Origin of the sequence: Bradyrhizobium sp. (assembly GCF_016462955.1) — a bacterium.
In the GTDB taxonomy this organism is placed as follows: Bacteria; Pseudomonadota; Alphaproteobacteria; order Rhizobiales; family Xanthobacteraceae; genus Bradyrhizobium.
In genome coordinates this window covers 31740-42323 of record NZ_JAEMSD010000010.1, presented here as the reverse complement: position 1 = coordinate 42323, position 10584 = coordinate 31740, and the positions used below count along the sequence as shown (strand labels likewise).

Annotated in this window: 9 protein-coding genes, 1 tRNA gene and 1 pseudogene; 8 read left to right on the top strand and 3 right to left on the bottom strand. The window is 59.8% G+C overall.

Translation table 11 applies throughout. From position 1 onward, the window contains the following. The 4 genes and pseudogenes from JHD07_RS02545 to JHD07_RS02530 all read left to right on the top strand — a co-directional run. A pseudogene (locus JHD07_RS02545) lies at positions 1-2411 on the top strand (hypothetical protein); the annotation flags it as partial. 184 nt (positions 2412-2595) lie between these two features. Continuing rightward, positions 2596-3597 (top strand): TRAP transporter substrate-binding protein, encoded by a 1002-nt coding sequence (locus JHD07_RS02540; protein ID WP_291618604.1) that lies wholly within the window; start codon positions 2596-2598, stop codon positions 3595-3597. Positions 3598-3792: 195 nt separating this feature from the next. Further along, entirely contained in the window at positions 3793-4419 is a 627-nt protein-coding gene (locus JHD07_RS02535; RefSeq protein WP_291618602.1) for a Spy/CpxP family protein refolding chaperone, read from the top strand. A gap of 167 nt (positions 4420-4586) precedes the next feature. Then, positions 4587-4662, top strand: a tRNA-Lys gene (locus JHD07_RS02530). 62 nt (positions 4663-4724) lie between these two features. On the opposite strand, the gene JHD07_RS02525 is transcribed toward JHD07_RS02530, so the two are convergent. Then, the gene (locus JHD07_RS02525) at positions 4725-5747 is read right to left on the bottom strand and encodes a site-specific integrase (protein WP_291618600.1); all 1023 of its coding nucleotides are present in this window, start codon (positions 5745-5747) and stop codon (positions 4725-4727) included. 663 nt (positions 5748-6410) lie between these two features. On the opposite strand from JHD07_RS02525, the gene JHD07_RS02520 reads away from it, so the two are divergent. From JHD07_RS02520 to JHD07_RS02510, 3 genes are all read left to right on the top strand, one after another. Further along, positions 6411-6887: a hypothetical protein gene (locus tag JHD07_RS02520; protein ID WP_291618598.1), complete on the top strand. Its 477-nt coding sequence runs from the start codon at positions 6411-6413 to the stop codon at positions 6885-6887. A 10-nt stretch (positions 6888-6897) separates the two neighbouring features. Beyond that, positions 6898-7500, top strand: coding sequence for a ParB/RepB/Spo0J family partition protein (locus JHD07_RS02515; RefSeq protein ID WP_291618596.1), 603 nt, complete (start codon positions 6898-6900; stop codon positions 7498-7500). Between the two features lie 576 nt (positions 7501-8076). Then, positions 8077-9000 carry a hypothetical protein gene (locus tag JHD07_RS02510; protein WP_291618594.1) on the top strand — a complete coding sequence of 308 codons (924 nt, stop codon included), beginning with the start codon at positions 8077-8079 and terminating at the stop codon, positions 8998-9000. A gap of 474 nt (positions 9001-9474) precedes the next feature. Here the strand turns inward: JHD07_RS02510 and JHD07_RS02505 are convergent, their stop codons facing one another. Then, a complete protein-coding gene (locus tag JHD07_RS02505; protein ID WP_291618591.1) occupies positions 9475-9867 on the bottom strand; it encodes a hypothetical protein in 393 nt (130 codons plus the stop codon). A 149-nt stretch (positions 9868-10016) separates the two neighbouring features. Between JHD07_RS02505 and JHD07_RS02500 the strand changes: the two genes are divergently transcribed. Next, the gene (locus JHD07_RS02500; protein ID WP_291618589.1) at positions 10017-10166 is read left to right on the top strand and encodes a helix-turn-helix domain-containing protein; all 150 of its coding nucleotides are present in this window, start codon (positions 10017-10019) and stop codon (positions 10164-10166) included. Between the two features lie 21 nt (positions 10167-10187). Here JHD07_RS02500 and JHD07_RS02495 read toward each other — a convergent pair whose 3' ends face one another. Next, a complete protein-coding gene (locus JHD07_RS02495; RefSeq protein ID WP_291618587.1) occupies positions 10188-10517 on the bottom strand; it encodes a DUF3768 domain-containing protein in 330 nt (109 codons plus the stop codon). Positions 10518-10584: the final 67 nt, after the last annotated feature.

Here is a 10584-nt window from a genome sequence, read left to right as displayed (position 1 = left end):
CCGGCACGATCTCCTCCACCGGCACCGGCAGCGATGCCGGCCAGGCGCTCGACCTGGACGACGTCAATTCGAGCGGCGTCAATACCGTCATCAACAACGCGGCGACCGGGGTGATTTCCGCCGCCGATGCCGACGCGTTGCGTCCAGGCGCCAATGCCACCATCAACAATCACGGACAGATCGTCAGCCACAACGCCTCGGCCTCCTCCTCGGGTAACGACGCGATCGATTTCCAGTCGGTCAACAGCGGCGGCGTGGTCAACAATTTCGCCGGCGGTGTCATCGAAGGCGCGCGCCACGGCATCACCGGCGATCAGCCGATCACCGTCAACAATGACGGGACGATCACGGGCGCGGCCGGGTCCGGCATCAACCTGGACAGCGCGCCGGCTACGACCACCGCCGTCACGAACCATGGCACCATTACCGGAACCTCAGTCGGCGGCGCGGATGCCGACGGCATCGACATCGATGGCCTCGTGTCGATCGACAATTTCGGCACGATCCAGGCGGTCGGGCTGGTCACCGCCGCGAACGGTCTCAACGAGGCACTCGCGATCGGCGGCGGCTTCGTCCACAACCAGGTCGGCGGCCTGATCGCCAGCGACCAGCGCGCGATCACGGTGAACGACAGCGATGACGGCAGCGCCTTCGGCGCCATCACGATCATCAACGACGGCACGATCCGCGGTAACAACGGCGAGGCGATCTCGATCGTCGGAGCGTTCGACGACAGCATCACCAACACGGGCAGCATCTTCGGCAGCATCGCACTCGACGGCGGCGACGATACGCTCGTCAACGGTGGAACCATCATCGGCGACGCCATGATGGGGGAGGGGGACGACAGCATCACCAACACGGGCAGCATCTTCGGCAACATCATGCTGGACGGTGGAGACGACACCCTCATCACCGGTGGAATCATCACCGGCGATGCCATGATGGGGGAGGGGGACGATAGCATCGACATCCTCACGGGTTCGGTGGTCACAGGCACCATCGACGGCGGCGCCGGCATCGACACGCTGGAATTGTCCGGCAGCGGCTTCGGCTCGTTGCTCGGCACGGTGGTCGATGTCGAGAAGCTCGATATCCGGAGCGGCGTCTGGCGCGTCGAGGACGCCGCCGGCTATACCGAGATCACGGTCGAGAGCGGCGCGGGCGTCGCGCTGGAAGGGACGGCCACCGGAATGGTGGTTTCCGCTGGCGCGTCCCTGTGGGTGTACGGTTCGGACACGGATTCGGTGGTTTCCGGCAACCAGTATATTCAGAGCGGCGGATCGGCCCATGGCACAACGGTGGCGGCCGGTGGCGAGCAGGACATCCGTGGCGGCGGTCTTGCCGGCCAGACCACGATCGACGGCGGCACGCAGACCGTGTTCGGTGTCGCGACCGATACCACGATCGCGAACGGCGGCATCCAGCACGTCCACAACAACGTCTTCTCGACCATCGTGAATGACGGCGGCGACCAGAATGTCTATGCCGAGGGCAGCGCCACCGGGACCACCATCAACGCCGGCGGTGTCCAGATCGACTGGGGCTTCACCATCACCACGACGATCAGCGGTGGTTACCAGTTCGTGTTCGGATCGGCGAGCCTGACGACGATCAATTCGGGCGTGCAGACCGTTCAGGGCGGCGGGACAGCGAGCGACACGACGATCCATAGCGGCGAACAGAACGTCTATTCCGGCGGGAACGCGATCAACACCACGATGGACGGCGGCAGCCAGGCGGTCTACGGCGGTGCAACCCAAACCATCATCGGCAACGGCGCCATCCAGTATCTTCACGGCACCGCTTCGCTGACCACGGTCAACGCGGGCGGCAAGCAGAGTGTCTATGCGGACGGCTTTGCGACCGGGACTACGATCAATGCCGGCGGCTATCAACTCGATTGGGGCACCGCCAGCGGTACCGTCGTCAACGGCGGTGTGCAATATGTGTACGGAAGCGCGATCGGGACCACCGTTCTGGCGGGCGTACAGCACGTGCAGTCCGGCGGCAGTGCAGACGACACCACGATCGGCGCGGGAGCACTGACCTTTGTGCATGCGGGTGGTACGATTGACGACGTCGTCTTCGGAGGTCCCGACGCCGCGCTGGTGCTCGCTCAGGCCTCGAGCTTCACCGGCACCATCTCCGGCTGGCAGGACTATGACAGCATCGCTCTCGCTGACATCCTGTTCAACGACGGCGTGACCTCGCTCAGCTATGCGGCGAACGACGACAACAGCGACGGCACACTGACGGTATCGGACGGCACGCAAACCGCGACGCTGAGCCTGCTCGGCCAGTACAGCGCGGCCGATTTTGCATTGTCGTCGGACGGTCATGGAGGCACGCTGATCAGCGACCCCGGCGTGGTTCAGCAGAGCCAGCTCGCACCGGCCCTGCACGGCTGACCCCGGGAGGTGGCGGCTATCCGCCGCCTCAAGGAACCCGGGTGGGCGAATCTGGCCGGTCGCATGGGCCCAGGTGGCGGCCCCTGCGAAGGGGCCATAGCGCCCCGGCCGAGTTCGGGATAAAAGCTGCTCCCAACCAAACAAGCCGGGGCTCGCGCGCGCCCGGCAAAACAGGGGAGGAAGCATGCGGAATTTCATCTGGGCTGCGGCATCGATAGCCACGCTGGTGCTGAGCGGGCCGGCGTTGGCCCAATCGCCTGTCATCATCAAGTTCAGCCACGTCGTCGCCACCGACACGCCGAAAGGCAAGGGCGCGGAGAAATTCAAGGAGCTTGCCGAGAAATACACGGGCGGTAAGGTCAAGGTCGAAGTCTATCCGAATTCGACGCTCTACAAGGACAAGGAAGAGCTCGAGGCGCTCCAGCTCGGCAGCGTGCAGATGCTGGCGCCGTCCAACTCCAAGTTCGGGCCGCTCGGCATCCGCGAGTTCGAGGTGTTCGACCTGCCCTACATCCTGCCCGACCTGAAGACGCTGCGGAAGGTGACGGAAGGGCCGCTCGGCACCAAACTGCTCAAGCTGCTGGATGCCAAGGGCATCACCGGCCTTGCCTATTGGGACAACGGCTTCAAGCAGATGAGCGCGAACAAGAAGCTGATCACGCCCGCCGACTATCAGGGCGTCAAGTTCCGCATCCAGTCCTCGCGCGTGATCCAGGCGCAGTTCAAGTCGCTCGGCTCGCTGCCGCAGGTGATGGCGTTCTCGGAAGTCTACCAGGCACTCCAGACCGGCGTTGTCGACGGCCAGGAGAACACCTGGTCGAACATCTACACCCAGAAGATGCACGAGGTTCAGAAGTACATCACCGAAACCAATCACGGCTATATCGGCTACGTCGTGATCGTGAACAAGAAGTTCTGGGACGATCTGCCGGCCGACATCCGTGATCCATTGTCGAAGGCGATGAAGGAGGCGACCGAGTTCAGCAACGCGCAGTCGCAGAAGGAGAACGACGACGCGCTGGCCGAGATCAAGAAGAGCGGCAAGAGCGAGATCATCAAGCTCACGGCCGATCAGGACGAGGCGATGCGCAAGGCGATGGAGCCGGTTTACAAGGAGGCCGCGGGCCGCATTGGCCAGGGGCTGATCGACGAGTTCCTGAAGGAAGCCAAGAGTACGACGAACTGATCGTAACAAACGATGAACGAAGGCTTCCGTGCGGTCGGCACGGAAGCCTTTTCGTTGCCAATAATTTCCGATGTGCGGTTGGCGGTAAAATCGGCCGTTACATCTTCGTAACCTCGTGCTCCCTGTCCAAGTTGTAAGTTGCGCGTCCGCCGCGCTGCGCTCATCCTCCGGGGCATCCTTCTGGAGGAGGTCCGCATGAAGAAATTCACCATCGCTGCCATCGCCGTGCTCAGCATCGCCGGCTCGGGCGCGGTCTACGCTCAATATCATCGCCCGTGGATAGAGCACGTCCGCCACACGCGCTTGAACCCCGAGGACCGGGCTGCCTTCGTCGATGCCCGGATTGCCGCCGTCCACGCCGGACTGAAGCTGAACGCCGACCAGGAGAAGCTGTGGCCGCCGGTCGAGACGGCCGTGCGGGAGTTCGCCAAGCTGCGCATCGACCGCGCCAATGCGCGGATGAATGCCGGGCCAGGTGATAGGTCCAGGGATGGCGACACGTCGCGGGATGCCGGCAAGCCTGAGGATCCGATCGCCCGCCTGCGCCAGCGCGCCGAGGACATGGGCGCCAGCTCCGCGGCCCTGAAGAAGATCGCCGATGCCGCCGATCCGCTCTACAAGACCCTGGACGAGGGCCAGAAACGGCGCCTCGCCGTGCTGACTCGCCCCCGCGGCCCGTTCGGCGGCGGCGAAGACGGCCCGCGGCACCACCGTTTCATGGAGCGCATGGATCGCATGATGGAGCGGGGCATGGACCACTTCCACCATGACCGTTTCGACCGCGACGGCGGTCCCGACCGGGACCGGGAGGGCCGGCTCTGAACGGACCTGGCTCGCGAGCCATCGACCTTGGCGAAGCCGCTGGAATCCAGCGGCTTTTCGCGTTTCGGGACCCGTGGACGAAGCCTTGGAAAACTTGCGCCCGATCGCTTGCCAGACCCCGATCGCTTTGCTAAACGACCGGCCTCGCAAGGCTTTGACCGCCTTTCGGGCGCATAGCTCAGTTGGTAGAGCAGCTGACTCTTAATCAGCGGGTCCCAGGTTCGAGCCCTGGTGCGCCCACCATTAAAATCAAACACTTAAGCGGTTTGATCAAGCGGCGAGAACAGCGCCGTTTACACCACCGTTTACAGTTTTGTTCTCGCTTCGAGCTTCAGCACCGCGGCTTCCGCGAGCTGAATGTCACGACCGAGATAGTGCGCGTCGAGAATGGCCTCGACGTCCTTCAACGAGTGACCGGTGACGGCCGCGATCTGCGGCACGCTGGCGCCGGCGATCGCCAATCGAACCACCGCCGTGCCGCGCAAATCATGAAACGTCAGGCCGTCGATACCGGCGCGCTCGCATGCCTTCGCCCACGACGTACGAAAGCCATCGGAGGTCCAGGGACGGCCAAGCGTGTTTGTTAGGATGAGCGGCCCCCGGCGGTTCGTCGCATCGAGCAAGGCCCTCAGGGGGGCGCCCGCGGGCATCGCGACCCGACGACCACCTTTCGATTGGCGGACGCGAATGTAGGGGCTCTCGTAAGCTGACCAAGGCAGACGCAGGAGGTCCCCCTGTCGCTGCCCGCTCCACAACGCCAAGATCAGCGCCAGCTGGATCTCGCTAGATGCGACCGCGAGAACCGCGGCAATGTCTTGCTCGGTCCAGATCTTGTCCTTGCGGTCTGCTACGTAGAGCCGGCCGCCGCGTTCGCACGGGTTGATCGCGATGATGCCCCGATCCTTTGCAAACGACATGATCCGCGCCAGCGTGGTCCAGGCATAGTCCGCCTTCCGCGGCGTCTCTACGAACAGGTCACGCCAGGCCTTGAACTCACCGCGCACCCGACGATCGGCCAGAGCCGCCAAGGGCAGGTCGCCGAACTCATCTTCGATCAGTTTGATGTAAGCCAGGTAGGCGCGGCGAGTTGAAGCCGCCAAGCCGGTGAACTCCGGCGCAGCCTTGTACTGTGCAATGATCGTCATGAATGTGCCGGCGCGCGGCCGGCGAAGGCTCGCGTGGGCGTCATGGTACTCTCGAATGAAGTCCGGTGTACCAGGCTGCGCGTGGATAGCGGGACCACCACGCCATGCATAAAAATGCAGCTTGATCTCGCCGTTTGCGAGCCGCCTTTTAACCTTGTGAACTCCTCTAAGAACGACGCGCACGCTTCTCCCTCCATTCGTCCAAGGGCGATGATGATGTTTCGGTTTCGGAACGCAGGCCGCTTAACTTGTCCAAGGCAACGTCGATGGCCTTGAGGTCCCACCGGGTAGTGCCGGGCAGGGGATGCGGCAATTTCCCCAAGCGTACCCAATTTGAGAACGAACTCGGCGAAAGGTTGCAATAATCGGCAGCTTGCTGCCTTGATAGTAATCGCGGTCGTATCCCCTCATGCGCGAGGCGCGGCACGTAATCGATCGAGTCGCCGTTGCGCACGCTCATGACGGTCGGGCTCCACAACGGGAGCTCGAATGAGAAGTCTGACGATTGTATAGACAAAACGAGCAAAGCGACGAAGCCGAGAAGCCCCGCAGAGCGAGAACCATAGACATAGCCAACACACATTGCCCGGGAAGGGCAGGTTGCGCACTGGCCGAAGGCTCAGTCTAGTTCGAAGGCAGCCAGTCACTGGTCTGCCTGGTTTCGCTGAATCAGAAGGCGGTTTGCACTCGGCACCGCCCGCCCCAAAACCGCGTCCGCGCCCGGGTGTCATGGTTGATTCACACAGTGAATGGTATTATACCACCTTTGTGCTCACGTCAAGATGCCCAGGTCTCAAATTTTTCGAAGAACGTCTCGTGAAATAAGGCAAAAATGGGAGTGCCACGGTGGTTCAGATGACATCCTCGACAAACAGAAAACGCCGCCGCAGCCGCGGGTTAGTTTTGCCGAAGCCCGCGCTTTCCGCGAAAGCGAAGCGTTTGGCCGACTTGGAGCGCGCTAAGGCTGTCGCTTCCCAAAACTTTCCAGAATTGAACGCTTGGCTCGATGAGCGAGCAGATGAAGTGCGTGAAGTTCAATTCGGCAAACGGTTCGCCTACCACGAGGTGCTGGCAGAAATATACAAGCAGATAATCGACTGGGATGGTGACGATCTACTAGAAGATCGCGCTTCAACGATTGCCAATCTCCGAGGCGAGTATCGCCGCAAAAACCTCTCTCCGATTAATATTATTGTGGGCGCCATCGGTGATCGCGCCGACCGCAACCGGCAGCTCGTAAGCCGTTGGTCGAAAGACTTGAAGAAGGCGCTTAGCGAGGGCGTGAGCCCAACGGACATCAAGCAATTTCTGCGCGAAGGATAGGAGATCATCGATGAAGCACAAAGGCATCATAATCAAGGGTCCTAAGAATAAGAGCCCGAAAGGAATAACGGACACGCGCATAATCGCTGTCCCGATAGAAAAGATCACTGTCTCCGAAGCTTCGCGTCGGCCAATTGATGCGAAAGCGGTTGATCGACTAGCGAAAGCGATTTCTCGTACCGGTAAAATCACGCCCATTGACGTCGTTCGCCGAAAGACGATAACGGGTGCGACGAAGTTCCAACTTTGCGCCGGAGCACACCGTCATGCCGCATGTAAGAAATTGGGGCTGACTGAGGTCCCGGTTGCGATTTTGACGTCGGCGCAAGCGAAAAGCTGGGAGCAGGCCGAGAACCTCTTCCGCCACCTGCACGTTCTAGACGAATCCGAGCACATGGTGAAGTTCGTCGAGACCGAAGGAATCTTGAGCCAGGTGGCCAACCAAAAAGGCGGCAAGCAGCCGCATGACGAGGGCTACAGCCGGATAGCTAAGAGCATAGGCTGGGATCGGAAACGAGTGGCGGAGGCTTACGCGCACAATGGTTTGCCGAAATCAATAAAAAGCTTGTACGTGCCAGCGCCGGCAGCTTGGACGACAACCGCTCGTTTCTGACGCGGCTATCCAAACTGCCTACCATCGTTGCGCAACGCGAGTTGCTCAAAAAGATGTCTCGAACTCGCGCTTCTAGCCAGAAGCAGTTATCAATCTCGACAACCTCACCTCAAATGACCGTTGCGCAGATTCGCAAGCGCGTAACGGATCTCGAGTGCGCTTGGGAGAATTCGATGTGCAAAACTGCTTATGACAGTCAACCGCCAAAAGTGCAGCGTGAGTTTCTGCGTGCGCTAATGCCGTAAGCTCATTTGCGAATCTCGAGAGGGTGCGCAAGTTGCGCACCCTTTTTGCCGTTTGTTGCTTTGCTTCTCAACGGCGCTATCTGTTGCGGAGCTGAACTTCGATCATCGAGTGGAGCATTGCGTATCGGATAATTCTAGGAGCGCTACAGTACATGTTTGAAGGCGCTGCTGCTGTCGTTGTTTCTGGCGCTTGCTGCTGCTGCTGCTCTAACACTTCATCAGCTCAAACTCGCAGTTAGAGCCCCCAACTAGGGAGTTAGAGTTGCCAGCAGCCAAATCTCTGTTACGCGACCTACCTTGTAAATGATGTTCGTTCCCCAGCAGAGTGAGAATGAACATGCCTTCTTTCTTCGACAACTCACGAATTGCCTATTGGCAGACCATCGAGCGCAGCAGAATGCTATCTACTTTCGAGAGTTCTCGAAAGCGGCACAAGCTATCTCCCGTAGATCGGCACCGCATCAAGCCTCAGCGGCCGGATCAGCTACGGGCCGTCAATAGCCACTCTAGAATTAATTGGGGGCGGATCGTTTGTGGAGAACTCGCCCGCTTCTTTTGCGACGGCGGTGACGGTACCGATCATAATCAGGAAATTCTATTCGTCACGCTCTGTGATCGGGCATGTGTAAAATCGGCGGATGGTCTCACCGAAGTTGAGCTTTCCGAGATCAAGGAGAGGCTCAGATACGGTCTTCGCGGGCTAAACTATTTTGCAGTCGTTGAACCGGCTCTCTACGTCAACTGGCAGCTTGGTCACCATCGCCGTGCAGCCAAGCAATGTATCTCGTGGCACATACATGCGCTGGTCTGGGGCATCACGAAGAAGAAGATGCAGAAACGTCTGCGTGCCTTAAAGAAGCGAGGTTGGTACCAGAAACTAGAACGGGGCTCAAAGCCGACCAGCGTCAAGCCCATTGGATTAGGGCGATTGCCTCGGGCGGTAGCCTATATGATCAAATCTCCGGCCTTTGCGTATCGCGTGTCCGCGGTCGACTGCATTGTGAATGGCATTGAGGTCATTGACGAGCATGGTGAGGTCCAGCGGAGATTCAAGCAGAGTAAATGGCCTCTAAGGCACGGCGAGCGGCTGACGCTCTACTTTGCAATGCGCTATCTCTATCTCGATGATCTAACCTTGGCTGGCGGACAGGGAAGGCCGATGTTGGCAAATGCCAAGCGCCTAGCTCGACCCCGACGTCCGCCTTCTTTGGGGCTCCCGAACCGCTACCGACGCCCTCCCGGTGGTAGAGGTTGAGGGTAGGGCGGTTCGGCCAAGGGCCAGATGTGGGCCGAACCACTCCCTTAATTTCGTTTGTCATCAAGCGCCGCCCAGACCCGGAGAGGCTGCACTACAACACCGCCGAAGCGGTACTCGCGCGCGCGGCATTCGATGCCGTTCACATACAGAGGAAAGCTCTCGGCTCTCGGTGACCTGATTATTCTGCTCCCTACGGTGATTTCTAGACCGCCTGAGAAGCCCTCGTTTGCCAATGTCACTAACCTGCCGACTTCATCGACGACCGCGGCCTGACATTGCTGACATAGTGCGCCAGGGTGTCTTGCACTTCTGCGCCCCGGCCCACCACAAACTGGACAGATGCTGCCATCGGCCAACCAACTCGCGCTCATGATACGCCTCCGCGATCTTATTGCCTGGACGGCCCTCGACTCCGCCATCGACGCACCTCCGCCGTACAGCATGGCGGATGTGCGTGATGCAGTCAGCCCATTAATCGGGAGGGCCGCTGAATGTAAACGACGCGCGGCCTTGGTCAGTCTGAATATCTGCCCTCACGATCCGGCATGCGCTGGGGAAGATCATGCTCTCGCCGACCTTTAAGGTAACACTCTCCTGCTCATTCGGTCTGCAATCGGGCCGATCATTGACAGTGACCGCCGTCACGGTGACCTCCTTGTCACCCACGTTCAGCACTTTGATGATGTTCCCTTGATGGAAGAAACCTGTACGCTCGACTTCGAGCTTCGGCCCGCTGCCGAGCTTGAGCAGGTTGGCGATCAAGAACGCCGCCGCGCAGAATCCTATGAGGACTTTGAGGCCACGTCTGGTCTTTGGCTTCTCGGCCGGTAGCGGCGGCGGGTTTGGAGAAATTTGGTCAGTCATCAGCTCTCTCGTCACGGTCTGTTGAGTTTTTGACGAATAGTGACTATAGTCCCTAGAGACTATATGCCCGATGCTGCTCCATCCAGCAAATGCAGGATTGGCGCAGCATCGTGGGTAGGAATGTCCGGCGGATCCGTCGGCAGCGTCAGATGACGCAGGAAAAGCTGGCGTTCGAGGCGGACCTCGATTTGACGTATGTCGGCGGTATTGAGAGGGGTAAGCGCAATCCGAGTCTTCTAGCCATGGCCCGCATCGCTGAGGCGCTTTCCGTGCCGCTCACAAAGCTGTTGAGCGACTAGATAGTCGCGCCGTCCGTAGCGCTAATATTCGTCAGCCCGCATGATGGTGATAATGCGCTCAGTCACGGTCGGGTTTGTCGGGTCGGGCGAGTGAAATGCTAGCGACTTGTCGTAATAGTCTATCTTGAACATAACTGAGACGCCTTCGAATTCAAAAGAGCCAAAGTCATGCTCTTGGTGGGGGTCGTTCGCATGATGAAAGTCATCAAAGATGGCAATTGTTCTCGCCAACCGCATGAATGCTTCGAGACCGAGCTCGGCGATGCCGGGCGTGATGATGGCATGACCGCTAAATAAGTTCTGCCGCAGGGTGTCATTGAGCGCGCGGATGCGATCCGTGTCTTGAGACATGGTTGTTTCTCCTCAATTGTGATGGAAAGGGAGGCTTGGTTTTCGGCCAAGCCTCGGGGGACTAAGT

What these genes read in the sequence shown, in the direction of transcription:
- JHD07_RS02535 (WP_291618602.1), top strand. Translation starts at nt 3,793, where the DNA reads ATGAAGAAATTCACCATCGCTGCCATCGCCGTGCTCAGCATCGCCGGC.
- JHD07_RS02510 (WP_291618594.1), top strand. Translation starts at nt 8,077, where the DNA reads ATGAACATGCCTTCTTTCTTCGACAACTCACGAATTGCCTATTGGCAG.
- JHD07_RS02495 (WP_291618587.1), bottom strand. Translation starts at nt 10,517, where the DNA reads ATGTCTCAAGACACGGATCGCATCCGCGCGCTCAATGACACCCTGCGG.
- JHD07_RS02515 (WP_291618596.1), top strand. Translation starts at nt 6,898, where the DNA reads ATGAAGCACAAAGGCATCATAATCAAGGGTCCTAAGAATAAGAGCCCG.
- JHD07_RS02500 (WP_291618589.1), top strand. Translation starts at nt 10,017, where the DNA reads ATGACGCAGGAAAAGCTGGCGTTCGAGGCGGACCTCGATTTGACGTAT.
- JHD07_RS02505 (WP_291618591.1), bottom strand. Translation starts at nt 9,867, where the DNA reads ATGACTGACCAAATTTCTCCAAACCCGCCGCCGCTACCGGCCGAGAAG.
- JHD07_RS02540 (WP_291618604.1), top strand. Translation starts at nt 2,596, where the DNA reads ATGCGGAATTTCATCTGGGCTGCGGCATCGATAGCCACGCTGGTGCTG.